26 protein-coding genes and 3 pseudogenes are annotated in these 26920 nt (G+C 69.1%); 10 read left to right on the forward strand and 19 right to left on the reverse strand.

Annotated features, from left to right (window positions below):
- The first annotated feature begins 107 nt into the window (after positions 1 to 107).
- From ACWD6P_RS28395 to ACWD6P_RS28405, 3 genes are read left to right on the forward strand one after another with little or no spacing between them, the layout of a single operon-like run.
- Positions 108 to 773: a GNAT family N-acetyltransferase gene (locus tag ACWD6P_RS28395; RefSeq protein WP_451447014.1), complete on the forward strand. Its 666-nt coding sequence runs from the start codon at positions 108 to 110 to the stop codon at positions 771 to 773.
- Positions 774 to 776: 3 nt separating this feature from the next.
- Positions 777 to 1883 (forward strand): radical SAM protein, encoded by a 1107-nt coding sequence (locus tag ACWD6P_RS28400; protein ID WP_451447015.1) that lies wholly within the window; start codon positions 777 to 779, stop codon positions 1881 to 1883.
- Positions 1880 to 3127 (forward strand): cytochrome P450, encoded by a 1248-nt coding sequence (locus tag ACWD6P_RS28405; RefSeq protein ID WP_451447016.1) that lies wholly within the window; start codon positions 1880 to 1882, stop codon positions 3125 to 3127. Before ACWD6P_RS28400 ends, ACWD6P_RS28405 begins: the two co-directional genes overlap by 4 nt.
- Before the next feature lie 201 nt (positions 3128 to 3328).
- Here ACWD6P_RS28405 and ACWD6P_RS28410 read toward each other — a convergent pair whose 3' ends face one another.
- From ACWD6P_RS28410 to ACWD6P_RS28475, 14 genes and pseudogenes are all read right to left on the reverse strand, one after another.
- The gene (locus ACWD6P_RS28410; protein WP_451447017.1) at positions 3329 to 4888 is read right to left on the reverse strand and encodes a hypothetical protein; all 1560 of its coding nucleotides are present in this window, start codon (positions 4886 to 4888) and stop codon (positions 3329 to 3331) included.
- A 130-nt stretch (positions 4889 to 5018) separates the two neighbouring features.
- A complete protein-coding gene (locus ACWD6P_RS28415) occupies positions 5019 to 5327 on the reverse strand; it encodes a hypothetical protein (protein ID WP_451447018.1) in 309 nt (102 codons plus the stop codon).
- Positions 5328 to 5602: 275 nt separating this feature from the next.
- The gene (locus ACWD6P_RS28420) at positions 5603 to 6133 is read right to left on the reverse strand and encodes an EF-hand domain-containing protein (RefSeq protein WP_451447019.1); all 531 of its coding nucleotides are present in this window, start codon (positions 6131 to 6133) and stop codon (positions 5603 to 5605) included.
- Between the two features lie 205 nt (positions 6134 to 6338).
- Entirely contained in the window at positions 6339 to 7184 is an 846-nt protein-coding gene (locus ACWD6P_RS28425; RefSeq protein WP_451447020.1) for an urease accessory protein UreD, read from the reverse strand.
- Positions 7181 to 7939 carry an urease accessory protein UreG gene (gene ureG / locus ACWD6P_RS28430; protein WP_451447021.1) on the reverse strand — a complete coding sequence of 253 codons (759 nt, stop codon included), beginning with the start codon at positions 7937 to 7939 and terminating at the stop codon, positions 7181 to 7183. Before ureG ends, ACWD6P_RS28425 begins: the two co-directional genes overlap by 4 nt.
- 76 nt (positions 7940 to 8015) lie before the next feature.
- A complete protein-coding gene (locus ACWD6P_RS28435; protein ID WP_451447022.1) occupies positions 8016 to 8690 on the reverse strand; it encodes an urease accessory protein UreF in 675 nt (224 codons plus the stop codon).
- A 103-nt stretch (positions 8691 to 8793) separates the two neighbouring features.
- Positions 8794 to 10554, reverse strand: a complete 1761-nt coding sequence (locus ACWD6P_RS28440; RefSeq protein WP_451447023.1) for an urease subunit alpha — start codon at positions 10552 to 10554, stop codon at positions 8794 to 8796.
- Positions 10551 to 10928: an urease subunit beta gene (gene ureB / locus ACWD6P_RS28445; RefSeq protein WP_451447024.1), complete on the reverse strand. Its 378-nt coding sequence runs from the start codon at positions 10926 to 10928 to the stop codon at positions 10551 to 10553. The genes ACWD6P_RS28440 and ureB overlap by 4 nt, the downstream gene beginning before the upstream one ends.
- Before the next feature lie 116 nt (positions 10929 to 11044).
- Positions 11045 to 11377, reverse strand: a pseudogene (gene ureA, locus ACWD6P_RS28450) (urease subunit gamma); the annotation flags it as partial.
- A 560-nt stretch (positions 11378 to 11937) separates the two neighbouring features.
- Positions 11938 to 13251, reverse strand: coding sequence for a VanZ family protein (locus ACWD6P_RS28455; RefSeq protein WP_451447025.1), 1314 nt, complete (start codon positions 13249 to 13251; stop codon positions 11938 to 11940).
- Complete coding sequence (locus ACWD6P_RS28460) at positions 13248 to 13574, reverse strand: hypothetical protein (RefSeq protein ID WP_451447026.1); 327 nt, start codon at positions 13572 to 13574, stop codon at positions 13248 to 13250. Before ACWD6P_RS28460 ends, ACWD6P_RS28455 begins: the two co-directional genes overlap by 4 nt.
- A 404-nt stretch (positions 13575 to 13978) precedes the next feature.
- A complete protein-coding gene (locus ACWD6P_RS28465) occupies positions 13979 to 14368 on the reverse strand; it encodes a VOC family protein (protein ID WP_451447027.1) in 390 nt (129 codons plus the stop codon).
- A gap of 59 nt (positions 14369 to 14427) precedes the next feature.
- Positions 14428 to 14616, reverse strand: coding sequence for a hypothetical protein (locus ACWD6P_RS28470; protein WP_451447028.1), 189 nt, complete (start codon positions 14614 to 14616; stop codon positions 14428 to 14430).
- Positions 14617 to 15047: 431 nt separating this feature from the next.
- Positions 15048 to 15253 (reverse strand): annotated as a pseudogene (locus tag ACWD6P_RS28475) (SDR family NAD(P)-dependent oxidoreductase); the annotation flags it as partial.
- 26 nt (positions 15254 to 15279) lie between these two features.
- On the opposite strand from ACWD6P_RS28475, the gene ACWD6P_RS28480 reads away from it, so the two are divergent.
- Both ACWD6P_RS28480 and ACWD6P_RS28485 read left to right on the forward strand, forming a co-directional pair.
- Complete coding sequence (locus tag ACWD6P_RS28480) at positions 15280 to 15567, forward strand: hypothetical protein (protein WP_451447029.1); 288 nt, start codon at positions 15280 to 15282, stop codon at positions 15565 to 15567.
- Positions 15568 to 15625: 58 nt separating this feature from the next.
- Positions 15626 to 16315, forward strand: a complete 690-nt coding sequence (locus ACWD6P_RS28485; protein ID WP_451447030.1) for a hypothetical protein — start codon at positions 15626 to 15628, stop codon at positions 16313 to 16315.
- Between the two features lie 137 nt (positions 16316 to 16452).
- Here ACWD6P_RS28485 and ACWD6P_RS28490 read toward each other — a convergent pair whose 3' ends face one another.
- Positions 16453 to 16980, reverse strand: coding sequence for a DinB family protein (locus tag ACWD6P_RS28490; RefSeq protein ID WP_451447031.1), 528 nt, complete (start codon positions 16978 to 16980; stop codon positions 16453 to 16455).
- Positions 16981 to 17287: 307 nt separating this feature from the next.
- Between ACWD6P_RS28490 and ACWD6P_RS28495 the strand changes: the two genes are divergently transcribed.
- Together ACWD6P_RS28495 and gap are read left to right on the forward strand one after the other, a co-directional pair.
- The gene (locus ACWD6P_RS28495) at positions 17288 to 18244 is read left to right on the forward strand and encodes a GlxA family transcriptional regulator (RefSeq protein ID WP_451447032.1); all 957 of its coding nucleotides are present in this window, start codon (positions 17288 to 17290) and stop codon (positions 18242 to 18244) included.
- Positions 18245 to 18367: 123 nt separating this feature from the next.
- Entirely contained in the window at positions 18368 to 19366 is a 999-nt protein-coding gene (gene gap / locus ACWD6P_RS28500; RefSeq protein ID WP_451447033.1) for a type I glyceraldehyde-3-phosphate dehydrogenase, read from the forward strand.
- 144 nt (positions 19367 to 19510) lie between these two features.
- On the opposite strand, the gene ACWD6P_RS28505 is transcribed toward gap, so the two are convergent.
- Positions 19511 to 20662 (reverse strand): ABC transporter substrate-binding protein, encoded by a 1152-nt coding sequence (locus ACWD6P_RS28505; protein ID WP_451447034.1) that lies wholly within the window; start codon positions 20660 to 20662, stop codon positions 19511 to 19513.
- A gap of 442 nt (positions 20663 to 21104) precedes the next feature.
- Complete coding sequence (locus ACWD6P_RS28510; protein WP_451447035.1) at positions 21105 to 21845, reverse strand: DUF4232 domain-containing protein; 741 nt, start codon at positions 21843 to 21845, stop codon at positions 21105 to 21107.
- Between the two features lie 255 nt (positions 21846 to 22100).
- Here ACWD6P_RS28510 and ACWD6P_RS28515 point away from each other — a divergent pair.
- The 3 genes and pseudogenes from ACWD6P_RS28515 to ACWD6P_RS28525 all read left to right on the forward strand — a co-directional run.
- A pseudogene (locus ACWD6P_RS28515) lies at positions 22101 to 22454 on the forward strand (hypothetical protein); the annotation flags it as partial.
- Between the two features lie 309 nt (positions 22455 to 22763).
- A complete protein-coding gene (locus tag ACWD6P_RS28520; RefSeq protein ID WP_451447036.1) occupies positions 22764 to 23399 on the forward strand; it encodes a TetR/AcrR family transcriptional regulator in 636 nt (211 codons plus the stop codon).
- Positions 23396 to 24796, forward strand: a complete 1401-nt coding sequence (locus tag ACWD6P_RS28525) for a carotenoid oxygenase family protein (protein WP_451447037.1) — start codon at positions 23396 to 23398, stop codon at positions 24794 to 24796. Before ACWD6P_RS28520 ends, ACWD6P_RS28525 begins: the two co-directional genes overlap by 4 nt.
- Positions 24797 to 25782: 986 nt before the next feature.
- Here the strand turns inward: ACWD6P_RS28525 and ACWD6P_RS28530 are convergent.
- Together ACWD6P_RS28530 and ACWD6P_RS28535 are read right to left on the reverse strand one after the other, a co-directional pair.
- Positions 25783 to 26283 carry a DUF3995 domain-containing protein gene (locus ACWD6P_RS28530; RefSeq protein WP_451447038.1) on the reverse strand — a complete coding sequence of 167 codons (501 nt, stop codon included), beginning with the start codon at positions 26281 to 26283 and terminating at the stop codon, positions 25783 to 25785.
- A complete protein-coding gene (locus ACWD6P_RS28535) occupies positions 26280 to 26636 on the reverse strand; it encodes a DUF6191 domain-containing protein (protein ID WP_451447039.1) in 357 nt (118 codons plus the stop codon). The genes ACWD6P_RS28530 and ACWD6P_RS28535 overlap by 4 nt, the downstream gene beginning before the upstream one ends.
- Positions 26637 to 26920 lie beyond the last annotated feature (284 nt).

Consider the following 26920-nt stretch of genomic DNA (forward strand, 5'->3'; position numbering starts at 1 on the left):
GTTCTCACACACCGAGTGGGGAGACGGCTATCGGTGTCGTCTCCCGGCTCACTCTGTCCCTGCGGTGGATGTCTGCGGAGCCGCTTACTGAAGAACAGGCCGCAGCTGTGGCGGACATCAGGGCGTTTCGCGGCGAATCCTGGCACGATCCCGTCGCCCGGCCGTGGTTCCGCACCGCTGACGGCGGCTACGACGACATCGGAGAGGGCGAGGAGCACGACCGTGCGGCCTGGCACTGCCTGGGCAGGGAGGCGGAGGGCAGGCTGGTCGGGTGCACGCGCGTCACACCGGTGGGTGAAGCCCTCACCAGTCCGGTGCTGGCGGCACTGGACGCCGTATCGCGGGCGGAGGTCCTGCGCCGACTCGGACGGCCGCGGCCCGGTGAGGGCGTTGAGCTGGGCAAGCTGGTCGTTGCCCCCGACTGCCGCGGAGGGCCCGTCGCCTCCGTCCTCGTCGCACTGGCCATCGCCACCGCGCGAGCGCTGCGTAGGCGCAGTGCCTGGGGATTCGTGGCCACGGGCCGGGGGCAGGACCGCTTCCTCGCTCACTACGGAGCCCAGGATCTGGGACACGTACGGCCCTATCCGCTGTACGACGAGGTGACCCGCCTCATGTGGTGCGATCTGACCGAACCGGCAGGCAGGTTCGAGCCTCTGGTCGCAGACCTGCTGGATCGCGTCCACCGCTCCGACGCACTCGCCGCTGCCGCGCCCGACCCTCCGCTGACGACGACCGAAGGGTACGACGAGCATGATCACGAAGGGGAGGACTGAGCCATGTCGGCTGTCCCCGTAGCAGTGCGCCCGACCGGCCGCTACATCCGCGACCGGCTGCGCAGCATCAGGGCCGAGGACCCGGAGCTGGCGCAGCGCCTGCACCGTCTTCAGCGCTTCTCCCGCACCGTCCGCACCAACGTGGTGTTCCTGACCAGGGCCTGCGACATCCGGTGCGAGGGATGCTGGTATTTCGGGCACCAGATGGACCAGGGCGTCACCGAATCGTCCGGCGACGATGCCGCGGATGCCTTCGCTCGTCGGCTGGTGGAGGAAGGCGTCACCCACGCCATGCTCCTCGGCGGAGAACCGACGCTGGTGCCCGGTCGCATCAGGGCCTTCACCCGGCATCTCGCCTACGTCACCGTCGTCACGAACGGGTTGCGTCCCCTGCCGCGCGGTGACGGGTTCCAGCGGGCAAACGTCGCCGTCTCCGTATTCGGCGGCGGGCCGCTCGACGACCAGCTGCGCGGCATCCGCCCCAACGGCACACGTTTCAGCGGTCTGTTCGAAAAGGCCCTGCGCAACTACCGCGACGACCCGCGCGCGGTGTTCATCTACGCCCTCTCGGAAGACGGCACCGACTACATCGAGGAGACCGTCCGACGCATCCAGGAGAACGGCAACCAAACCACCTTCAGCTTCTACAGCGCGTACGGCACCGATACCCCGCTGCCGGCCGCATCCGCCCGCCGAGAGGCACTGCTGGCCGAGGCGCTGCGGGTCCAGCGCCTGTATCCGGAAACCGTCGCCAGTCACCCGTACTACATCCGGACGGCGATCACCGGTCAGTCCCACTGGGCGGAGTTCGGCTACGACGTCTGCGCCACGGTCAGCGAGCAGCATCCCGACCATGCCGAACGACTGGCCAACGGCCATGCCTCGCTCCCCGGCTTCGCCGCCTACCGGCCGGACCTGGAAACGGTGCAGTTCTGCTGCACCTCCGGAGACTGCGGCGGCTGCCGCGACAGCCAGGCGGTGCAGAGCTGGCTCCTGGTCAGCCTTCCCTACTTCCTCGACAGCCCCGCCCGCCTCCGCGAATGGGTCGAGCTCGCCGAGAGCTTCTACCGCCAGTACTACTGGTCGCCCTACCACCCGAGGAACACGTGAACACGTCGGCCACCGCATCCGCATCGCGGCTGAACGAGACGGACGTACTCGCCGCGATCACGGATCCCGTGATCAAACAGGATCCGTACCCCTTCCTTGCCCGGCTCCGGGAAGAGTCACCCGTCCACCGCAATCCCACCGGCGGGCTGTGGTTCGTCAGCCGGTACGCCGACGCCGTACGCGTCCTGCGCGATCCGCTGTTCCGACCGCCCGGCCGAGCCCAACTCGCCGAGCGGTACCCGCACTACCGCACGTCACGAGCGACGCGGGCCTTCCTGGACAGCATGGTGGTGGCCAACCCGCCTGAGCACACCCAGCTGCGCAAGACCGTAGGTCAGTACTTCACCCCCCGCAGGACACAGCAGTTCCAGGCCATCTGCGCACACCACTGCGACCGTCTCCTCGCACCGGTGACCGAGCGGCTGCGCGACGGCGAGACGGTCGATCTGCACCGCGACCTCGTCTTCCCCCTGAGCTGGAACGTCGTGTCCGACGTCCTGGGCGTTCCCGACGCCGAACGCTCCGCGCTCATCGCCGACGCCCTGCCCGCACTCGCCGCCGTCAACCCGGGCATCGGCGAACAGGAGCTGGAACGGGCCGACGCTGCGAGCGCTCGCATCGAGGACTACTTCGCCGGACTGCTGAGGAGCCGTGCGGACGGTCTGCACGAGGAGTCACGGGAGGATCTGGTCTCCTGCGTGGCAGGTCGACTGCCCGAGCGGGACGCCGTCACCATGCTGTGGGTGGTGTGGACGGCCGGTTACGAAAGCACCGTCGGCGGCATCGACACCGCCATCGTCGCCCTGCTCACCCACCCGGACCAGGCGCACCATCTGGACGGCACGCCTGCGGAGGCCGACGCATTCGTCACCGAGTGCCTGCGGCACGACCCGCCGATCTCGTCCACCGGTACTCCACGGATGCCCGCTGAACCGGTCGAACTGAGCGGCGTACTCGTGCCCCCCGAGGCCGATGTGCGGGTCCTCTTCGGCGCGGCCAACCGCGACCCGGAGATCTTCGCCGAGCCCGGCCGGTTCCTGCCGTGCCGGACGTCGGGCCGCCCTCTGCTCACCTTCGGCCAGGGCCCGCACTACTGTCTCGGTGCAGCACTGGCACGAACCGAGATGGCCACTGTCGTGACACAACTGCGCCACCGGCTTCCCGGCCTGACACTCGCCGCACCTCCCCGGCGTCGGTCCACCGGAGCACTACGCGGCTTCGAGAGCCTGCTCGTCAGCCTGTGACCTCCAGTGGGGTCGACATTCAAACGACCGGCAAGACGGAGAGAACCCAAGACGGAGAGAACCTCAGGGCGAGACGCCCGACTCCGGGCTCGGCGAACGGGCGCAGACGGCGTTGGATCACGCCGTTGGTCTCGGTGGCCGCCTTCTTGGCCAGGTCCGGAGGCGGCCCCGCCGCGCCCACCGCCACACCCGCGCGATCGCCTACTCGATGACCCGCGGCACCGTGTTGCGCCGCGGCAGCCAGGTCTCTTCTTCCTCGGCCAGGAAGTTACGGCGGCGGTCGTCGCGGGCCGCGCGGCCCGTACGGCGCTGTGCGCCCGCGCCGTTCATACCCGGGGCGCCCGGCAGCCCGCCGGTGGCGGACCGGGGCCCCGCGCTGCCGCCGCGGCTGCGGTGCAGCCCGGATCCACCCTGGGCCGGGGCCTGTGCCGCACCGCCGGACGGGGTGCCGGCCGTGCCGCCGGGAGTGCGCAACCCGCCGGGGCCACGGCCCGCCGTGGCTCCCTTGCCCGCGGTGCCCATGCCACCGCCACCCGCCATACCGGGCATGCCGGGGCGGCCGGCACCCGGACCCGAGCCCGTACGCCCTCCGGACGCACCGCCCGGCGCCCCCGGGACGGAACGCGCCCCGGCGCCCGGCGACGGGACCGCGCGCGGGCCCGATCCGCCGCTCGCCCTGCCGGAGGGCCCCAACCCGCCCGGCACGCCCGGTAGTCCGCCCGTGTAGCCGCCGCTGGCGGTACTGCCGCCGGGGGTGCCGGATCCCCCGCTGTGCCCGGAGTACCCGGGTCCGGAGAGGCCGCCGCCACCCGTCACCGAGGGGGCGTCCGTGCTGGGGAAGCTGTCGAGCCCGGTGCTGACCGGCGACGTGTGGTGCCCACCGCCTCCGGACCACCCGGAGCCGTGGGACGCGCCGGGCACGTCCGGCGGCGACCACCCCGGCCCATGCAGCTCGCCCGCTCCCCCGGACGGACCCCCCAAGGCCCCCGAGGGCGCCCCACCGGAGATCAGCCCGCTCGGCGACACGCCTCCGCCGGGCAGGCCGCCCTTGGGGATCGGCATGCCGCCCTTGGGGCCGCCGGACGGCCGTTGGCTCTCGGGCCGCGCGCCCTTGATGTCCTCGGGCGGCTTGAGGTTGCCGGTGTGCTTCTTGTACGACGTGGCCAGCTTCTCCATGGCCAACGCGGCCTCGAGCGCCTGCCGCTGGAACTTGGGCATCCACAGATCCCCAAGTGCCAGGTCACCGTCGTTATCCGGTTTCCACATGGAGAGGATGTCTTCCGTACTCATCTCACTGGCGAGGTCCTCCTGCACCTTCTTGTAGGCATCGCCAAGCCGTCGATAGCGGTCGTGGCCTATGAGTCGGGACTGCATCTCGAGAACGGGATCATCGAAAATGCCCTGCTGAATCGCCTGCTCGTACTCGATATACGGCGACCCCCACGCGGGCAGGCCCCAGTCGATCTTCTCCATTTCCCCCACGGCGTGCTGCAACGCGTCGGCGGCCTCCTTCATCGTGCCGGAGACGTTCTTCGCGAACGTCGCGCCGCGCCCGATGTCCTCGATGACCTTGTCGGCCTCTTCGGAGAACTTCTCGGCGGATTTGCCGTGCCAGGTCTCCCGCACCTTCTTCACGGCCTTGACCAGTCTCCCCCGGACACTGGCCCCGCCGTCGCCTTCCTCACCCACCAGTTGGTCGTGAACGTCCAGCCAGTTCTTCGCGACGCCGTAGACATGGTCCACTTTGGCGTCGCTGAGCATCCAGTGGAGACTCGACCCTGTCTGCGTGTTGAAATCCGTGTCGAAGGGCTTGAGACTTCTCTCCGAACCCGACATTCCCGCTCCCCGTTCCCGCTTCTTTTCCTGACCCTGTTTCCGTGCGCGTCCGCCGCTACCTCACGGAATTTTCGGCCTCGGCGTCGTCGTACGCCCCTTTGACCTTCTTGGTCTTCTGCCCGAAGTCATCGATCAGCTTCTCCAACGGACCGATGACATCGTGCTTGAGATGGTCGACCATCTTGTCGTGCGCGTCGTACAACTCCTGCTGCTCGGAAAAATTCACCCCCAGGGCTCCCGGAGCCAGATAGGTGTTGTTCTCCGCCGTACGTCTAGGACCGCCCATATCGCGCAGGATTTCGTTGAGTTCCCGTACGACCTGGTCCAAAGCGTCCAGATCGACTCGGTACTGCTCCTTGGCCATGACAGGCCCCCGTTCCGCTCCCGGTGAAAGTGCGACATCAGTACCTTCGCGCGGGCCGGACACCCTCAGATCCTCCCGGAGCACGAACCCCCTCCGCCGCACGGCGGAGGCCCCGCTTGGTTCGGACGCACTCCAAATACCTCCCCTCTCAAGGGACTCCTCCAGCCCGTTCTCCGACCGTCGGCGGATGTCCAGGTGTACGGCCGAACGCACCGTTGTCCCATGTGTACGGAGGAAGGTAGGGACAACGGCTGCGGTGCCGGCGGGCCTCGGGTTCACTCCCGCCCGCTGGGCTCCAATGTCTCCGTGCTGTACAGAACCGCACCCGCGGGTGAGTCGCCCCCGGCGATGTGTGTGCGGATCGACATGAGGTAGTCATGGCGGCTGACGCGTCCGTCGCCGTCGGCATCGAGTGCGTCGAAGGCCGCCTCGGCGTTGCCGGCCCGGTTGCCCAGTGCCGTGCGCAGCATGATGAACTCCGGCCGGTTCAGGGCGCCGTCCTCGTCGGTGTCGGCGAGGTCGAACAGTGCGCCGAGCGCGGGTGAGCAGATGTTGTCGAACGCCTCGACGCCGACCCACGCCAGATACTCGTCGAGGGTCATCTTGCCGTCGCCGTCCCCGTCCATCTCTGCCCAGGCCCGTTCACCGGCCGCGCGTGCGTGGACGACCATGGAGTCTTGCTCGCTGCGTCCCGTCGCCACTGTCACCCGGTCGATCCGCGTGAAGTAGTCATCCCTGGAGACAACCCCGTCTCCATCCGTGTCGAGCATGGCAAAGACGAGTCGCTTGGCGACGATTCCGTTCACTGAAAGCCCTTCTGTCAGGACCGCCCGGCGGTGCTGCCGTGCACTGGCTCGCCGGTCCTACCCAGTGCCCCGGTCCCTAAGGCCGCCGGGCGGGTGACCCCGCGCTCGCGGGGTGCAGGCCGGTTCCCTTGCCCACTCCCATGTAAGGCGGCGGTACCTGGCCCGAAGATCGCCGACAGCATCAGGGCATCAGAGCACCAGGACATCAACGCTGAGGACCAGGCTGCGCGGGTACTCCCGTTGCTTGGTGGCCCCGTTCCAGTAGGCGTTGGAGGGTGCGGTTGTCGGCTGCCGTCACGGAGATCAGGACGGCAGGGCCGGCCAGGGGGGTGAGGACGGCCTCGCCGTGGTCGGAGTCGGTGGAGAGCAGCTGGGCTGAGGGTTTGTGGTGGGTGAATTCCGGGGTGACGATGAGGAGTTGGCCGGTCATGCGGTAGTCCGCGAGGACGGCTGGGCCCGACCAGCCGGGGGCCCCGGGGCCGAGAAGGAGTTCCTGGTCGAGCAGGGGGTGTTCGGCCAGTCGGACGGTCAGGCGGGTGCGCAACCGTCCTGGGGGTTCGTTGGTGCGGCCGAGTACCTGTTCTTCTCGCAGGACCAACCGGGCCCTGGGCGCCAGTTCGGCGCGGGTGGTCGTCACCAGGTCGCTGTCCCTGACGGAGATCAGGGGATCCGGCCGATAGTGCAGTTCCGCGTCGTCCTCAACGCGGAGCAGCACGTCGTTGGTGGCGGTGCCGCCGGTGGGGCCGGGGAGGGCGAGGGTGGCGCTGATCGTGTCGAGGTGCAGTCGTGCGCCGGTGCGTACGTCGATGTGGAGGCTGAGCCGGTCGCCGCCGAGAGGTGCGCTCACGGCGGCGGTGAGGGCGACTCGGGCGTAGGTGCCGGGGGCGTGGAGCCGGCGGGGGATGAGGGCCCGTCGTCCGCGCAGCACGGGCAGGGCCGTGCCGCCGCGCGGGTCGGGGACGGCGACGATCCGCGCGGCGGAGGAAACCCCTGAGGCGGGTGCGGCAGGTGCGGCCGCGTGAGGTGGGTGCTCAGCGGGTGCGAGGGTCATGCGGCGTCCGTGGTCCAGTCGGCCAGGCGTGCGCGCACCCAGTCGGAGACGGGCTGGATGCCGGCTTGGGTGGTGAGGGTGGTGAAGGCTACGGGGAGTTCGCCGCGCTGTGCTGTGGCGTCGCGGGCCATGCCTTCCAGGTCCACGCCGACGTAGGGGGCCAGGTCGGTCTTGTTGACGACGAGGAGGTCGGCGGTGGTGACGCCGGGGCCGCCCTTGCGCGGAATGTCGTCCCCGCCTGCCACGTCGATCACGAAGATCTGGAAGTCGACCAGGCCCTTGGAGAAGGTGGCGGTCAGGTTGTCACCGCCGGACTCCACCAGTACCAGGTCCAGCGGCCCGCCCCCCGAGGAAGAAAACGCAGCCTCCAGGTCCTCCACCGCCTCCAGGTTGGCGGAGATGTCGTCGCGGATGGCGGTGTGCGGGCAGGCGCCGGTCTCCACCGCGCTGATCCTCTCGGGGGGCAGCACCGCCTCCCGCCGCAGGAATTCCGCGTCCTCACGGGTGTAGATGTCATTGGTGACCACCGCGATGGACAGCTCCTCGCGCAGTGCCCGGCACAGCGCCGCGACGGTGGCGGTCTTGCCGGTGCCCACCGGCCCGCCCAGGCCGATGCGCAGCGCCCGGCGGTTTCCGCTCCGCTGCGCTCCGCCTCGGCTCTCTTGCCGGCCCTTGGATGCCGAGCCGGGGCGCGTGGGGTCGGCGGCGCTGTGGGTGTGCCGCTCGGGAAAGGTCTGCGAGTGGTCGAGGTGCATGGGCGCTCCGGTGTTTCGTGGTCGATGCGGGCGGGTCAGGAGGCGAAGAGGCGTGTTCGTGGTCGATGCGGGCGGGTCAGGAGGCGAAGAGGCGTACCGGCCAGGCCGCGTGCTGCTCGGCGGTGATGTCCAGCAGCGGCGCGGACGCGGCGGGCAGCGCGTCGACTCCCTCCCGGGGGACACGTTCGGCGGCCTGCGCGGCCTGCGCGGCGACCAGGTCGAGATCGTCGGTCAGGCGCGCCAGGACGGCGGTGGCCTCGAAGGGGTCCAGGCTCAGCAGGCGTACGACGGCGGTGGCCGGGCCGCTGACGTTCTCGTACGCCACCGCGTAGGCGGCATCCAGCGGCGCCAACCCGGCCGAGCGGGCCGCCAGCCCCATCACGACGGGCTGGTGGGCGCCGCGCGGGCGGGCGGCGGCCAGCGCGTCCAGCTCGGCCGAGGGCCAGGTCGCGCGGGCGGCCCGCATCATCTGCCGCCCCAGCCTGCGGGCCACGAGCCGTAGGGCGGGGGCGGGGGTCCGTGCGTCGGCGGCCTCGTCCAGCAGGAGCGGGTCGCAGCCGGATGCCGCCGCGGCGGCCAGGCCCGCGCTGACCAGCCCCGCGGTGTGCAGCCGGCCCCGGCAGAACGCCTCCAGGGTGGGGGTGTCCTTGATACGGCCCGCGGCGACGGCCGGTTCGGCGCCGCCGGAGTGCGCATGCCCTCCGGCGGGGAACCGACCGTCGGCGAGTACCAGCAGTGCCGCGCGGCTCATCGCGATTCCCTGAAGTGACTGCAACGGCGGCAGAGGCGACGGTGTCGAGGGTGACTCATCGGCAAGTTCGCCGCAGTCCTCGGGACGGCGTTCACAGCAGCCATCAGACGATGAAGTACCGCTGGGCGAGCGGAAGAACCTTCAGTTCGCGCTCCGGGCAGAGGTGCTCCACGTCCTTGCCGTCAATGGTGACCTGGAACGTGTCGGCGTTGACGACGATGTCCGGCCTCGCGTCGTTCTCCTTCATGTCGTCCTTGGTGAGGTTCCGGGTGTCCTCGATCACGTGGAACGGCTTGGCCACACCGAGGTCCTGCACCAGGCCGCCGTTCCTCAGCGCGAAAGGCGTGACGAAGTTCAGCGAGAGCGATGCCGGCGCCCGGCCGACCGCGCCGTAGGCGGGGCGAGGCAGCACGGGCTGCGGGGTGGGGATGGAGGCGTTGGCGTCGCCCAGCTGCGCGTACGCGATCTGCCCGCCCTTGATGACCAGATGCGGCCTGACGCCGAAGAACTTCGGCTCCCACAGCACCAGGTCGGCGAGTTTGCCCGCTTCCACCGATCCGATGACGTTGCCGACGCCGTGGGTGATCGCCGGGTTGATGGTGTACTTGGCGACATAGCGGCGCACCCGGTGGTTGTCGGAGCGCCTGGAGTCGCCGTCCGCGGCGCCTCTGCGCTCCTTCATGACGTGTGCGAGCTGCCAGGTGCGCAGGATGGTCTCGCCCGCGCGCCCCATCGCCTGGGCGTCCGAGGATGTCATCGACATCGCGCCGAGGTCGTGCAGGATGTCTTCGGCGAGCATGGTGGTCGGCCGAATCCGCGAACCGGCGAAGGCCAGGTCCTCGTCGACCTTCGGGTTGAGGTGGTGGGCCACCATGAGCATGTCCAGATGCTCTTCCGCGGTGTTGTACGTGTACGGAATGCTCGGATTGGTGGAGGACGGCAGCACATTGCAGCAGCTGGCCACGGTGATGATGTCCGGTGCGTGCCCACCGCCCGCACCCTCGGCGTGGTACACGTGGATGCCCCGGCCATCGATGGCCGCAAGGGTGCTCCCCACGTAACCGGCCTCGTTCAAGGTGTCGGCGTGCAGGGCGAGTTGGGCTCCGCTCTCCTGGCACACCTCCAGCGCGGCATGGATCACGGCGGGGGTTGCCCCCCAGTCCTCGTGGATCTTGAACCCAAAGGCGCCGGCGCGCAGTTGGTCGCGCATCGACTCCTTGTTGACCGTACTTCCTTTGCCCGTCAGGCCGATGTTGACCGGGTAGGCATCCAACGCTTCGAACATCCGGGCCAGGTACCAGGCCCCTGGCGTGACAGTGGTGGCCTTGCTGCCCTCGCCGGGTCCGGCGCCGCCGCCGATGAGGGTGGTGACGCCGGACCCCAGCGCCTCGGGGATGACCTGCGGGTCGACGAAGTGCACATGCGTGTCCACGGCGCCCGCGGTGAGGATCTTGCCGTTGCCTGCGATGATCTCCGTCTCGGGCCCGACGACGAGGTCCGGGTGGATTCCGTCCATGATGTCGGGGTTGCCGGCCTTACCCAGTGCGACGATCCGGCCCTCGCGGATGCCGACATCGGCCTTGACGATGCCCCAGTGATCGACGATCACCACGCCGGTGATGACGGCGTCGGGCGCCCCGTCCTTACGGCTGAGCAGGGACTGCCCCATGGACTCGCGCAGCACCTTGCCGCCACCGAAGACCACTTCGTCGCCCGCCAGTCCCGGTCCTCCGGAGCGGTCTTCCTCGATGCGGATCCACAGATCGGTGTCGGCAAGCCGGATGCGGTCGCCGGTCGTCGGGCCGAACAGCTCGGCGTACTTCTCCCGGTCCAGCTCCAGCCTGTGTGGCGAATTCCCGGTCATCGCTCCGCCCCCGACTCCGTGCCGCCGTCCACGGCTTCCGCGTAACCGTCCACCGGTCCCGCGGTCTCGCCACGCAGTCCCGGCACCACCCTCTTGCCCGCGAGCGGTACTAATTCGATGCGACAGTCATTGGTCTCGAAGCGCTTCGCCGTTCCCGCCGCGATATGCAGCCGCAGCCCGCGCGCCACGCTCCGCGGCAGGGGCTGGTCTTCCTTCGAGAAGAACTTCAGGCTGTGATTGACCTCGGCGAAGTGGTAGTGGGAGCCGACCTGGACGGGCCGGTCCCCCTCGTTCTTCACGATCAGCTCCGTCACCGGCTTACCCTCATTGACGACGATGTCGGAGCTGTCGAACTCGATTTCCCCAGGAATCACGATCGCTCCCCTGCGGCCGTGCAGGCGGGCTCGGGATCAGGACCAGGACCAGGACCAGGACCAGGACCAGGACCAGGACCAGGACCAGGCATATCCTCCAAGCTACGAGACACCAACTCCCGTACGGAGCACAGCTTGCTCCCGTCAGGGAAGGTCGCCTCCACCTGGAGGTCGCGGACCATCTCGAAGACGCCCTCCATCAGTTCATCGGGCTCGAACAACCGGGCCGCTTCATCGGCCAGCTTCAACACCGGCTTCCCCCGGCGCGCCCCTTCCATGACGTACCGGCTGATCAGCGCGACCACTTCGGGGTAGTTGAGCTTTACGCGCTCGGGGTGGTTGAGCTTTACGAGCTCGCCCGAATCCTTCGAGCCCTTCCAGCGTTTCTCCGCGATGTCGGCAGCCACATAAATGAGCAGTTTCTCTTGCTCATGGGGGGTCAGATGCATCCACTCCGCCTTGTGGTTCGTCCGGCCCGCCATTGCTCAACAGCGGGTGCGCGAACGGTATTGAGAGCACACAGCCGCAGCACACCCCACCGCCACAGAAAGTGGACATACGCCCTACCGGGACCTCGTCGTCTGCTATACGGCAAGGCGCCGTGGCCGGTTGGACCGGGAGGGATTATCGAGACCGCCACCGGCAGGCGTCGACTGGGGCAGGGCCGACCATGGGCCGCACGTACCCAGCCCCCAGCCCCCTCCCTCGCAGCGAGATGTTCCCTATTTCACCTATGCCGCAATTCTCGACCCATGAGGATGGCCGGTTACCGCCCTCACCCCCGGACCAACCCACACACGAACGGGTGAATCCGCAGGCCGCGCGGCTGGTGCGAGCCGGGGCTGCCCCCTCAGTCGACGGTCGAGTCCACCCGGGAGGACGCCCGTACGGGACGACGCCCGTACGGGCCGCGGCGACGGCGGTCCGGGGGTACGGCGCCACATGACAGCAGGCCGGCGCACACGGACACGGCCCACATCGGAGGCGTACGCGGAAAGGCGAGAGAGGGTCATCCGCTCGTGTGGACGTCCCCTGCCGCAGCCAGCGGAGCCGAGTCGGGTGCATCGGGCGGGCCAGCTGTGTCCGGTCGGGTCCGTGCCCGTGTGTGGGCACGGGCGTGGTTCTGGACCCCGGAGAGGGTTTCGTGCGGCCCCAGCCCCGAAGGGTGACGGCGGACCGCCCTCACGTAGGCACCGATCAGGGTCAGGCAGCCGGCCAGGAAGATCAGCAGGACGATCCCCGCGCCGGTCGTCAGGCCGTAGGACACCACCTGGTAGCCCCTCTCGCCCGCCATCTCGATCAGCGCAGAGGTGTCGGCGGATGGGCTGGAGGAGCCGAGAAGGACCGGGCCGACGGTGAGTCCCGTGACCGCGGCGGGAAGGGCCGCTGCCCCGACGAGCCCCATGACCACCAGTGGGGGGCTGAGCACCGCGGCGCGCAGTGCGAGTGCGGCGAGGCTCGGGCGTCCGCCTTCCGCCGTGGCCAGCCGCAGCAGCAGCAGGTGCTTGCCCGGCGTCGCACCGGTCCGCCACGGGATGACGACGAACCACAGCGCGAAGACGACCGGCGGCACCCACAGCACCGACCCCGCCCCGGCCACGACGGATGCGATCCCGGCGACAACGCCGATCAGCAGCTCGACGCCTGTCACATCCACAAGCAGCGCGACCAAGCGCCGGCCGAGGGGCACCCTGCCGGCGGCCAACGCGCGGTCGTCCAGGGCGTCCAGGGCTGGTAGCACCCGTGCCAGAGGCCCGGCGGCGGCCCACCCCAATGCGGCGCCCGCCGTATTGGCGATGAGGTCGTCGACGGCGAAGAGGCGGTAGGGGCACTCGTAAAGGCCCCACAGCCCGCTGTACTGGGTCAGCTCGAAGAGCAGCGATGCCGCAAACCCGGCCGCAGTGGCCGCGGCGAGGCCGCGGCGGAAGTGAATCCGTACGAGCACCCCGAGCGGCAGTAGCAGGATCAGGTTGAACACGGTCTGCCAGAAGGCCGAGTTGTGCAGGATGAGCGCGTCGAGCGTGATGCGGTGGTGTGCCTCTTTCCAGATGTCGGAGAAGGCGACGCCCGGTGTGAGCTGGGGGTGGGCGAAGGTCGGATACGCCTTGCAGACGTCCACCGAGGGCCTCGGCAGGGGCACGATCGTCATGCAGAAGGCGGTCAGCGCGTAGTACACGCCGCCGTACAGCGACAGCACCCGCCAGCGGGTCATGACGCCGTGCCGCCGGTAGAGGACGATCGCCGTCGGCACGAACATCAGGAGGGCCAGCACAGGGAAGAGCAGCGCGGCCGTGCCGATCGGCAGCAGATATGCGTTCGTCATGCCGACCGCGCCACGATCGCCAGCCCTACGAGAGCGAGCGTGCGGCCGCGGCCGGCCGGCGAGGTGGGAGGCTCCTCACCGAACGAGGTGGGAGGCTCCTCACCGAACGCGGTCGCCGTCTCACGCGCCGCGGCGGACAGACAGCTCTTCATCAACGGGTGCGCGGGCTCGGTGGGGGTCTTCACAGCGGTCTCCGGCCAGTTAGCTAGGAAGGGGTCGACGGCGTCCCGGAAGTGCAGCCAGACGGCCTTGAACTCCTTCAGCCCGATACGCCCCGAGGGCGGCAGCTCGTAGGAGCGCCTCGGCGGACGATTCGACACCATTCTCGAATACACAGGTCAGCCCGGTCCTCACCCACAGGGACCGAACCCGGACCCGCCGGAAGTGCCATCCCCAGGCGCGACGTCATCCTCTGGACGGACACCCGCCCGCCCAGCGATCGACAGGGGCATGTCAGGGCAGCGGGGTGCCCCGTCCTCGAACACGGGACCCCCCGCCGGCAAGCCGACGGGGGTTTCTCACCTCTCACGCCGTATCACACGCGTCTCACCAACAGCATTTTCTCGAAGCGCTCCTGCCGGGCGATGAGTCTGAGCAGCGTGGACTTCCCGGATCGGTTGTCGCCGATGACACCGACCTCGCAGCGAGGCTGGAGGGGGTAGCGGGCGTCCTATGTATGGGATGTCTCCCCTGCGCGGGGGCAGGGCGTGACGGCGTCGTCGTGTGGTCAGGGGGCTGCCGGTGCTGCCCACTCGACGAACTGGACGATCACGCCGTTGGGGTCGGTGATCTGGAAGAGGCGTTCGCCCCAGGGCTCCTCGCGCAGCGGCATGGTGATTTCCACGCCCTCGGCCTGCAGGCGCTTCTCCTCGTCCTGGATGCCGGTGGTGGTGAAGGCGAGGATCAGGCCGGAGGCGCGCTGGTCGCGCTGGTCGGCCGGCAGGACCTGGGTGCCGCGGGCGAGCAGGACGATGTCGACCGCGGCGTCCTGGCGGGTCAGGGAGGCGAAGCCGTCGGCGGCGGCCTGTTCGGTGTAGCCGAGATGGGTCGTGAAGAACTGCTGGGAGGCGGCGACGTCGTCGACGGTGAGCGAGACGGTGGAGGCGGTGATCTGCACGGTGTTTCTCCTCAGCGGATTCCGGGAGGTGGGAGTTGTGGGTGCCGGTCGGGCGCGGGTCAGTAGCCGGAGCGGCGCGGCAGATTGCGGACCGGCGGGGGAACCCGTCGGGCGCGTGCGGGGGACGCCTGGACGGGCGGGCGCCGGTCGCCGCGGGGCGGGGCGGGGGTGCGGCCGTCGCGCTCGGCCAGGGCCGGGCCGATGTTGACGGCCGGAATGCAGAGGGAGGTGAGGTGGGGTTCGGGCATGGGCACTTCCGTTCTTCGCTCCGTGGCAAATTTACGACGGAAGTAAAGTTAGGCCAGATCCCCCAGGAGTGTCAACATAAAAATGCTACGAGTGCAAGATTTCCTCATGGCTGCTGAAGCCATGTCGTCCGCACCCCCTGCGACGAGTGACGCGCTCGGCGCTTGGCAGCAAGCGCGAACCACCGACCAGTCGTCGCCTCTCTCCCCGCGGATCCGCAGACGACGGAGCCAGTGCAGGTGAGCGAACCCCCGCTCCACAACCCAGCATTGGGTGCCCAGGCCGGAACCGTGGTCGATACCCCTACGGACGATCACCGGATTCACACCGAGCGCCCAGACCAGGCGGCGGTACTTGCCCCGATCGATGCAGGACTTCGTCCGGTCATGGCTCCCCGAGGGCGTAGGCAAGGTTCGCGAGCCTGGCCTGGCCCGGCCCGGCCGTACCAGTGGAAGCCGTAGTAGCCGCCGGCGGCTCGACGGCGTCGAAGGTGGGCTTGGCAACCCGGACGGCTCCGGAGCTGACGTTCATGATCCGACTCGGTGTCGCGGCGCGCAGCGACTCCGGCAGGAGCTCGGTCAGCAGGTACGGCGAGAGGTGGTTGACGACGAACGACGCCTCGATGCCGTCGACGGTCCGCTAACGAGTAGACGGTCCGCTGGGCGATGAGCGCACATCGCGCCTGCCTGTCCGCCGTTGCAGAGGTTCAGAAGGAAGACGGCGACGATTTCAGCCCTATAGCCTGGATCGAAAAGGGTGATGTCAAAGCTGGCCTCGTGCACATACTCTTCAGGCGCGCAGGTGAGTTCATCGAACGAGGCACGGCTGCCGAGGAAATTCCCGAACTCATCAAGCACGCCGTGACCGACGGGAAGATCATCGGGTATCGGGTATCGGGTATCAGGGCGCGGACAAGGAAAGGCCGATTCACGAAACGGTGTACCACGGAATAACTCGCTACGTAGCCATCGCCGTTGGGGACAACGGATTCATCGTGGGGGCGAATCGGGCATGAGTCACGACTACGACGAGCCTCGGCACCTTCTTGTTCAGGCCAGCGGCGGCAGATCGCCTCTGTACACGGCGGAGGCCGGGTTCCACGCCGAGGTCGAGCAATTCGCTCTCAGCGTACCGGTGGAAGAACCCGAGCTGAGCTTGCCGGACGACCTGGCCGACAGGCTGGTGTCGTGGTCTCAGGCACGGCCTGAGAACGGGTTTACGTCCCGCCCCCAGTTGCGTAAGCACGCACGGCAAGGCAGGGAAGCCGCCCAGCGGGTGGCAAAGCATCTCGGACCGCTATGGGTCGTTCGCTATAGAGACGAGGCGCACGATTCGGTGAAGTTCGTGTGCTGGGGATGCGACCGGCTCCACTGGACCATTGATACTCACGGCACACCACCGCACCCGGTCCACGTCATCGTGCAGGGCGAGTACCACTGGTATCCGCTCCGCGCTGAAGGATTCGAAGACTTCGCTCCGGATGACCCTGCTGCCGCTCTCCACCTCTCCGACATTCTCGTATCCGACCTCTACCAGTGGGCGAAGGACATCGACGAGGCCATGAATACGTGGCTGGAAGACCGTGACGACGCCAGGCAGCAAGCCACGTATGAACGGCTGGACCACGTCGGCGAGACGCTCGCCGAGCGGGTGGCACGCGAACTGGGTCCAGGAAGGAAGGTGACCTACCGAGGCGTCTGACCATGTCATGTCATGTCATTGCCATGCCCTTATCGAGGATTCTCGAAGAAGCCCATTCCGCCGGTGAGTTTGTGGTCGTCACACACCACGTGCTCTATCGAGAGCCGGTGGGAGCGGCACACCGCCGCTGGCTCCGGCTACTCGCCGGTGACGCCGTCGGCAAGCTCCCGGACGATGTCGAGTTGCCCGACGTGCCTCGCGTACTCCTGGAGCAAATGGAACAGGATCCAGATCAGCGTTGGCCGCTCCTCCTCGGGTGGGACCCGGCCTCCGAGCGTGGCCATCCGGTCCTCCAGCCGCGCGCCGGCGACGATCGTGCGGGACCGCTCGCACTGGGCGCGGAAGAACGCCGTCACATCCTCGACGGACTCACCCGCCTCGACACGCCATCTGCCCCCACGGGCTTCCATATCGCCCCACGGCTGTTCGACCTGCTGGCCGGCGAAGCCCCACTGCAGCCAGCGCAGCTCCACATAGGCCAGATGCTTCAACAGCTCCAGCGGCGCCCAACCGGACGGCAGCCGGCTACCCCGCAGCTCCTCGTCGGTCAGACCGTCCAGCTTGCGCAGCACGGCGTCACGGTAGAAATCCAGATAGCCCGCCAACAACTCGGCCGGGCAGGTGAGCGTGACCTCGGGCTCTGCCGGGGCGGCTTCAGCAGTCATGGCAAGTGATGTTAGGCGGGCCCCACAGGCACGCCACCCGCTACTCCACCCGCGAAGCGCCCCGCCCGTCCCGCCCGTCGATTCCCCGGTCCGGTCATCTGCCACCGACCTCACACCGACCTCACACCGGAATCAGCGGCCAAACCCCCGCCAGCCGCGTCACCAACCTCTCCGAAACCTCTCCGAACAGCACACCCGGGCCGGAGGCTGAAGCTTCGGCAGTCGCATTGATCGACTGGGAGAACGCGCTGCCTACAGGCGGGTTCCCGCGGTGACGGGCAGGCCACGCCCCACGTAACCTCTTCCCGTGCCAGCCTCCCGCCTGCATCGCGTCGCCGTCCTTGTGCTTGAGGGTGCGAAGCCGCTCGATGTCGGCATTCCCGCGCAGGTTTTCACGACCCGCGCGAGCATGCCGTACGAGGTGCGGGTGTGCGGGGCGACACCCGGTCTCGTGACCGGCGGCGATGGCCTCGCGTACCACACCGCCCACGGCCTCGACGCGCTTGCGTGGGCCGACATCGTCTTCGTCCCGGGCTACCGGTTCCCGGACCGCGACGACCCGCCGCAGGCCGTCGTGGACGCACTGATCGCCGCCCACGACCGGGGCGCGCGGCTCGCCGCCATCTCGACGGGCGCCTTCGCGCTCGCCGCCACGGGCCTGCTCGACGGCAGGCGCGCCACGACGCACTGGCACTACACGCGGGCACTCGTGGCCAGGCATCCGCTCGTCCAGGTCGACGAGAACGTGCTGTTCGTCGACGAGGGCAGCGTGCTCACCTCGGCCGGCGCCGCCTCCGGCATCGACCTGTGCCTGCACATCCTGCGCGGCGACCTCGGAGTGGCCGCGTCCAACCACGCGGCCCGGCGTCTGGTCGCCGCCCCCTATCGCAGCGGCGGCCAGGCCCAGTACGTGCCGCGCAGCGTCCCCGAGCCGCTCGGCGAACGCTTCGCCGCCACCCGCGAGTGGGCGCTGTACCAGCTCGGCGAGCCCCTCACCCTCGACATACTGGCGCGGCAGGCCGGGGTCTCGCCGCGCACGTTCTCCCGGCGCTTCGTCGAGGAGACCGGCTACACGCCGATGCAGTGGGTGATGCGCGCCCGTATCGACCTGGCCCGCGAACTGCTCGAACGCTCGCAGCGCAGCGTCGAACAGATCGCCGCCGACGTCGGGCTCGGCACCGGCGCGAATCTGCGGCTGCACTTCCAGCGCGTCCTCGGCACCACACCGAGCGAGTACCGGCGCACCTTCACCCGGGGCGAATAGCCCCGCCGCCTGGCACCGGGTGGCGGGATCGGTGGCGGGATCCTTTTGAACCGTGGCGATACCGCCACTGTCAGCGGCGCCGGCCGCGGACGAGCCTGGTGGCGAAGGGAAGGGACATCACTCATGACTCGCATCGCCATCAACGGATTCGGCCGCATCGGACGCAATGTGCTGCGCGCACTGCTGGAGCGCGACAGCACTCTTGAGGTCGTCGCCGTCAACGACCTCACGGAGCCCGCGACTCTCGCCCGACTGCTCGCCTACGACAGCACGGCCGGCCGGCTCGGGCGCCCGGTGACCGCCGACGGGGACGTCCTCGTCGTCGACGGCCGCCGGATCACGGTGCTGGCCGAGCGCGAACCGGCGCAGCTGCCGTGGGCCGAACTCGGCGTCGACATCGTCCTGGAGGCCACCGGCCGCTTCACCTCGGCCAAGGCCGCCCGCGCCCACCTGGACGCGGGCGCGAAGAAGGTACTCGTCAGCGCGCCGTCGGACGGCGCCGACGTCACGCTCGCCTTCGGGGTCAACACCGATGCCTACGACCCGGCCGTGCACACGATCGTCTCGAACGCCTCGTGCACCACCAACGCGCTCGCGCCGCTGGCCGCGGTCCTCGACGAACTCGCCGGTATCGAGCACGGGTTCATGACGACGGTGCACGCCTACACGCAGGAGCAGAACCTGCAGGACGGTCCGCACCGCGACGCCCGTCGCGCCCGGGCCGCCGGCGTCAACATCGTGCCGACCACGACCGGCGCCGCCAAGGCGATCGGCCTGGTGCTGCCGAACCTCGACGGCAAGCTGTCGGGCGACTCGATCCGCGTACCGGTGCCGGTGGGCTCGATCGTCGAACTCAACACGACCGTCGCCCGCGACGTGACGCGCGACGACGTGCTGGCGGCGTACCGCGCGGCAGCGGAGGGGCCGCTCGCCGGCATCCTCGAGTACTCGGAGGACCCGCTCGTGTCGTCCGACATCACGGGCAATCCCGCCTCGTCGATCTTTGACTCGGCCCTCACCCGCGTCGACGGCCGCCACGTCAAGGTGGTCGCGTGGTACGACAACGAGTGGGGCTTCTCGAACCGCGTGATCGACACACTCGAACTCCTCGCCACCCGCTGACCGGACGCCGGGGGCCCCGCCTGGCCGACGAAGGCGCAGGCCAGCGGGGCGCCGCCGAGATGCGCGAGCACCGGGCGGCCGGCCGCGCGGCGCCACCGCTCCGAAGGAACGGCGGGCACCGCGTCGGCCTGGTGAGAGTCGCGGCTATCTGGAGACGGCCTTGGCCCAGCCCTGGGCGATGTCGTCCTTGGCGTGGCCCAGCTGCGACTCGGTCGGGAACCTCGGCGTGCCGGAGACCTTCGGCAGCTTGGCGGCCGCGGTCTTGTCGAGCGTGCCCTTCTCCTCCATGGCGGCCATCAGGGCCGGGCGGGCGAAGCCCTTGAGCCAGAGGTTCTGGCCCTCGGCGCTGTAGAGGTACTCCTGCCACAGTCGGGCGGCCGCCGGGTGCGGGGCGTCCTTGTTGATGGCCTGCGAGTAGTACTGCGAGAACTTGCCGTCCTCCGGGACCGTGACCTGCCAGTCGAGTCCCTTGCTCTTGAACTCGTCGGTGTACCTCACGTTGAGGTAGTCCCAGTCGAGGACGATCGGCGTCTGGCCCTTCACGATGGTGGCCGAGGTGGACTGGACGGGCGTGAAGTTGCCGTTCCTCTTGAGCTTGGCGAAGAAGTCGAGGCCGGGCTGGATGTAGTCGAAGGAGCCGCCGCTGGCGAGGGCGGCCGCGTACACACTGCCGAAGGCCGAACCCGACTTGGTGGGGTTGCCGTTGAGCGCGACCTGCCCCTTGTACTCCGGCTTGAGCAGTTCCTTGAAGGTGGTCGGGCAGGTCTTCACGCGATTGGCATCGCAGCCGATGGATATGTAGCCGCCGTAGCCGTTGTACCAGCGGCTCATCGTGTCCTTCTGGCCGTCGGGGATGTCAATGAAATCGGCGACCATGTACTGCGCCAGCAGATCCTGCTGGGCGGCGCTGTACGCGAAGGAGCTGCCGAGGTCGAGGACGTCGGGCGCCCGGTCCTGGCCCTTGCGGGAGGTGACGGCGTTGATCTCGTCCTGGCTGGCGCCGTCCGGGTTCTCCACCTTGACCTTGATGCCGTACTTCTTCTCAAAGCCGTCGATCAGCGCGCCGTAATTGGCCCAGTCGCGAGGGAGCGCGATGGCGTTCAGCGTGCCTTCTTCTTTGGCTGCCTTGACGAGCGCGTCCATGCCCCCGAAGTCCTTGGCCGTGATCGCGGTGGCCGCGCTCTCTCCGTCGGCGTTGGTCGACGCGTCTTGGCCCGCGCCACAGGCGCTGAGGACGAGGGTGGCGGCGACGAGGCCGCCGGTAAGGACGACAGATCTCGGCAGGATCTCGGTCACGGTCTCTCCAGAGGGGTACACAACGGGGCACAGGGGACACACGAGATTCGCGTGGGAGGTGAGAACTTGTGCGAATAACTCGTCTGAACAAGTTGGCCATAGTAGGCACGCTGTCGATGTCTGGTCCGTAACATCTTCGAAACTCTTAGCTACCATTCCTGCACATCTGCAGCTCGCGCGGATGTGTCACGGCACGTCATCCACGTTGGTCGCTCTGTGCGCACAACGCGCCACCCTGCGTGAGCGGCGGGGCGTGGCGGCCATGGCACGAGGAGCACGAGGAGATCGCCGAGCCCGAACGCGGAAACCCCCGCCGGAGCCAGCCGACGGGGGTTCTTCGCCTCTCACCTGCTGCGTGGGGTGCAACGCAGGCGGATCTGCACGATCCATCCGTGCCCGCCCCCTTTGGGGCAAGTGCCGCGGAATGCCGGAGTCGAGATGGTCAGCCGATGGGGTTGACGTAGGTGGCCGGGTGGGTGGCGCCCTGCTGGTCGACGAGCGGGCCCCAGGGCCACTTCAGGGTCAGCGCGGTGGTCTCGTTCGGCGGGGTGACGGCCGCGAAGGCGGGCATCCAGGAGCCCTCCTCGTTCTCCTTGGCCATGCCGAGGTTGATCGTGAAGTCGGTGCTGTCCCCGGGCTTCAGGGTGATCGAGCCGTGCTTGGCCGACGAGCGTCGCAGCGACCAGCTCTGACCGCCGTTCTCGGACTTGAGGTCCACGCCCGGGAAGCCGCCGATCACGCAGGTGCGGCTTCCCTTGTTGGTCAGCACGACGCTGGTGGTCGTCGAGCCGCCCGCGTTCGGGTCCGGGGCCACATCCTCGCCCGTGGCGAACGCCGCCTTCAGGCCGGAGGTGTGGCAGCGCTGGACTCCCGAGCCCGCCCTCCCACCGTCGGCGGCGCGCGCGCTGCCCGACTGCTTGCCCGCAGCGCCCGCCTTGCCGTCGGCCTTGGCACCGGGGCTCGCCTGGGCACCGGAGCCCTGCGCTCCGGCGGAGGAGCCAGCGCCGCTGGGCTCGGCGGCGGCCGCGCCCGTCTCCGTGTCCGTGTGGGCCGCGGGCTTCGCGCCGCTGGCGTCCGAGCCGGAGCAGGCGGTCAGGGTAAGGCCGGCGGCTGCGGTCAGGGCCGCGGCGGCAACGCGCAGGGTGCGGCGACGAGCGATACGGACAGTGGTGCTGGAGCTCATTTCGGATCCCCCGGGGCAGTCGGTGTCGTTGTTTCCTCGGTACGTCACCCACTCTGGTCGGGGCCGCTATCGGAGGGATGCCGCTCCGCTAACGTCCGGCTAACACGGGTGTGAGTAGTGGAGGGACGCCAAGGAGAACCGGAGAACCCGAAGAACAGGCCTCAGCTGCCTAGTTGGGAAACACGGAGCTGCTTGCCGGAACCAGGGCATCCGACGTGGCGGGCGTGTTTGTCGTAGCGGGTGGCCAGGGCTTGGTTGTGCACCGGCGCCTACGTCATGGCGGCCGCCGGACTCCTCAACGGCCGTCCCGCTACCGCCCGCCACCACCCACTGGCGCGAAGCCGACCGGCTGCAGCGGATGTTCACCAGCACCCGGATCGCCCCGACGTCCTGTACGTCGACGACCGCGACGGTGACGGCGACGTCCTCACCTCCGCTGGAGTCGCCGCGGGCATCGACCTGTGCGACCTGTGCGACCTGTGTCTGCACATCGTCCGCCGCGACCACGGCAACCGCATCGCCAACGAGGTCGCCCGCTCCTGCGTTGTACCGCCGTGGCGCGACGGCGGCCAGGCCCAGTACATCCACGGGCGCCTCCCTGCGCCAACGCCTCCACGCCGCCATCGGCGTCAGCCCCCAGGCGTACCTCCGCACCTTGCGCCCCCAACAGGCGGCTGGCCGACCGGAGTTCGCCTGACCCAGCGATGCGCTTCCTGACGCCCCTGACGTTCAGCTCCGCAACCAGATCAGCAGCGCGGCTGGCTAGCTAGCTGGCTGCCATCACTCAGCCACCACGCCCATATCCAGCACACCGTCAACTCTGACGACGTCTTGACCCACCGCGGCCGAACCAGGCACGCGCGCCAGTAACACCGATAACACCGGTAACACTGTTTCCACTGCGCTACATTGTTACCCATGAGCACGCTCTATCAAGACGCGCTACGGGCCGGCCAGGACGCCGTGCGCACCACGATCCTCGATTGCGCCATCAACCTGCTGGTCACGGACGGGCCCGCCGCGTTGACCATGCGGCGGATCGCCACCGACATCGGTTCCTCGACCAAGGTCCTCTACACCATGTTCGGCGGCAAGGAAGGGCTGGTCGATGCGCTGTACCGAGAGGGCTTCGCGCGGCTGCGCCGGGTTCAGGAACAAGTACCGCGTACGGAAGACCCGTTGACGCACCTCACCCATCTCGGGGCGGCCTATCGGGAGCACGCGCTCGCCGAACCGGCCTACTACCGGGTCATGTTCGAGCAGACCGTACCGGGCTTCCGGCCGAGCGCGGAGGCCCTCGCCGTCGCCGAGACCGCCTTCGACACCTCGGCCGCCGCCGTGGCCGCCTGCATGGAGGCCGGGATCTTCCAGCCGGGCGATGCCCATGAGGTGTCAAAGATCTTCTGGGCGGCCTCGCACGGCGCGGTGAGTCTGGAGATCGCCGGACACTTCACGCCGGAGGACGGCGGTCGGCGCTATGACGCGCTGATGGCGGCCGTGGCACGGGCGTTCAGCACCCAGCACGAGTCGAAGAACGAAGGGCAAGGAACATGACCACCACACGTAACCGCTATCTGTCGGGGAACTTCGCCCCGGTCACCGAGGAAGTCACCGCCTACGACCTGCCCGTGACCGGGCGGATTCCGGCTCATCTCAACGGCCGCTATCTCCGCAACGGCCCCAACCCACTGGGCATCGAGGACGCCGCCGCGCACATCTGGACCCTCGGCGCGGGCATGGTCCACGGGGTGCGCATACGGGACGGGCGCGCCGAGTGGTACCGCAACCGCTGGGTCCGTTCCAGCTCGGTCGCCGACCACCTCGGCGAGCCCCGCCGCGGCACCCCGATCGACGAACAGTTGGACATCTCACCGAACGTGCAGGTCGTGGGCTTCGCGGGCAGCACCTTCGCACTCATCGAGGGCGGCATCCGCCCCTACGAACTCACCTACGAGCTGGAGACGGTGGGGCCCTGCGCCTTAGGGGCGACCCCGGAGGGGTACAGCGCCAACGCCCACTCCCTCTTCGACCCGCGCACCCGCGAACTGCACTCGCTCGCCTTCCGCTACGGCTCCGACAACGTCCAGCACATCGTGATGAACGACTCCGGCACGGTGCAGCGGACCACCACCATCCCGGTCCCCGGCAACCCGTATATGCACGACTTCGCGCTGACCGACCACTACGTGCTGCTCTTCGACTCACCCGTGGTGTTCAGCCCCGCGCATCTGGCCACCGGGGTGCCGTTCACCTGGGATGACCGCCGTGGGGCGCGCGTGGGGGTACTGCCGCGCGAGGGTGGCGAGGTGCGCTGGTTCGGGCTCACCCCGAGCATGGTGGGGCACACCCTGAACGCGTACGAGAGGCCGCACGAGGACCTGCGCGGGTCGGGCGCGGGCGGTTGTGACATCGTCGTCGACGTGATCCGGCATCCCGAAGGGTTCGACATCAGGGACGTCGGGTCCAGTCGGCCCACACTGGACCGGTGGACGATCGACCTGACGGCGGGGACGGTCCGGGAGGAACGCCTCGATGACCGGGTCCAGGAATTCCCCCGCCTCAACTCCCGCTATACGGGCCGCCCTTACCGGTACGGCTACGCCGCAGCGGTCGAGCTCTACGCCCCGCCCTCCGGCCCGGAAGACGACCGGCCGGACGAGGGGTTCAGCAATGCGCTGCTCAAACACGATCTGAGCCGGGGAACGACACAAGCCCATGAGTTCGGGCGGGACGCGGCCGTGGGCGAGGGGGTGTTCGTCGCGGCGGAGTCGCCGACGGCGGAGGATGACGGGTACGTCATGGCGTACGTCTTCAACCCGGAGCGGTCCGCATCCGACCTGGTCATCCTCCCCGCACAGGACTTCAGCGGCGAACCGGTCGCCCGGATCCACCTGCCGGTACGGGTGCCGTTGGGTCTGCACGGGAGCTGGGTTCCGGGGGATGACCGGTGAACGGGGACCGTCGACCGGCTGCCTGGCCTGGGCGTAGCGCTCGGGGACGAGGGTCGTAGCCGCCCGGGAGCCGCTTCCCAGCGCTGGGTTGTTCTGCTGACGGCCCCTGCGCCCGCCTGTCGCCTGCTAGTTCTTCTGCAGGGTACGGGTGACACCCGCGATGACGGCGGTCGTCAGCACCCAGCCTGCGGCGATGAGCAGGTAGGCCAGCCACGGCCGGTAGCCATAGCCGACGGTCACGTCGAGCAGGTGCCGCCCACACACGTGCGGCCAGAGGCAGCGTCCGGCGCCGGTGGCGCTGTTTGGCCAGGAGCACGCGGCGGGCGTCGTCGTGGCCGATCTGCCGGTACCAGCCCGCCAACTGCTCATACGGCTGCGTAGCGTAGCCGGGATTGCGCCGGATCCACGCCAGGCGACGGGCCACGTCATTCCTGCCGGGAGTTCCGTCTTCGCCTGCCGCATACGCCGTGTTCCCGAAGCGGAGGGAGCCGTAGGTGAATCCGTCCAGCAACACCCTTTGCGGCCAGCTCTGCTCGCGGTCCTGGCACCAGCGGCCCGTGCGGAGCGGAGGTCCACCGTTCCTTCGGGGGGCGCGGCGGGTGTGTAGTCGAATTCCCCTACCTGCATCGCCGCACAGTCGAGGGCGATGCCGGTGCCGTTCAGGTGAGCTCCTGCGAGAGTCAGCGGACCTTCTATCCGGGCCCTCCGCAGCCGCACTTCCCCTTGCGCGGTGAAGCCCTGGGAGCAGTTCCGGCGCTTGAGACCTTGGTGTCCGTGACGAGCACGTTGCCCGCTATATGAGCGCCGACGAGGACGAGAGTGTCGCCTTCAGCAGCGGACCGCCTCAGATCCAGGTCACCTCCAATTCGGGCCAGCTCGGCGTCGATCCCGGGCCCTGGTCCGCGGCATCCCACCCATCCGGTCCCGCCGCAGGCCACGCCGACACCGACACCGACACCGACACCGACACCGACCCTCCAAACTCCCTACGGGGGCGGCGGTTCTGCTTCCGTATGCCTGCCGGACCGAAGGGCGGCGAGGCCGAAGGCCAGTCCTCCGGCGATGAACCAGGGGTTCCAGAGGGCCAGCGTCCAGGCCCGCTGCCCCACGCTCACGGAGGCGTCCAGGTACGTCGTGTCGGTCAGCAGCAGCACCTCGATGCCGATGCCACGAGCCAGCAACAGGGCGCTGACGCCCCACCCCAGCCACCTTGCCAACAGAGCGGGAAGGCCCCGGAGCCTGGAGCGGGCAAGCAGCCATGCCAGCAGGGCGCCGAGGAGACAGAGCCCGCCCACACCCCACAAACCGGCTACGACGAACCACAGCGGGCGCTCGGTGGCCAGCGGACCGGCGGAGATGCTCAGCCCCACATCACCACCGACGGCCCAGTAGAAGTGCACCCCGGCGAACGCGGCCGCCCACCCGCATGCGATACGCCCCCACAGCGTGCACGGTTCTGCGACCGTTCCCTCCGCTGTGCGTCTCATCGCCGGTCCTCACGGGCATCGCACCTGGCAGCGCGCGGGCTGTCCGCTTCCTGCGGCACCACGATGAACGCGGTGCCCTGGGCCAGGTCGACGCTGGATCGAGGTGGCGCACCGTCGCTCTCGTCGTCCCGCCGCATCATCTCCACCCGCCGCTGCTCCAGCTCTACCGTCTTGTTTCCGTTCACGACCGCCGTGAATTCATCGAAGGCCGTGTTCGACAACGACCGCCCCGCGCGCCTGCGCAGCCACGGGATCAAGCCCAGCCCCGTGAACCATCGCCACGCGCTCTCCACCAGGGCGAACAAGGCCAGTAGACAGCCGAACGCCGGGAACGACATCAGCCAAATCGTCACAGACGGCCCCTCATCGGAGACCGCCGTCGTTGGACTCGTCTCGCTGTCTCGCTGTCTCGCTGATCGCCATGGGATCACTGTTCTGGATCCGCAGCGCGAGGGGATCGGCCCGGCGCATGATCCGCCTCCCCCATGCGGCGGAGGCGCCGGCATGGAGATCCACAGTGGTCGGGGCGGGCACCCGCGGGTGCACCGGGAGCTGGCAATCGCCATCCTGGTCAGCCCGCTTTCCGGCCGTCAGCTCCACAGCGGCAGATCGAACTCCGCCCAGACCGTCTTGCAGG

This window comes from Streptomyces sp. NPDC002446 (assembly GCF_053595675.1).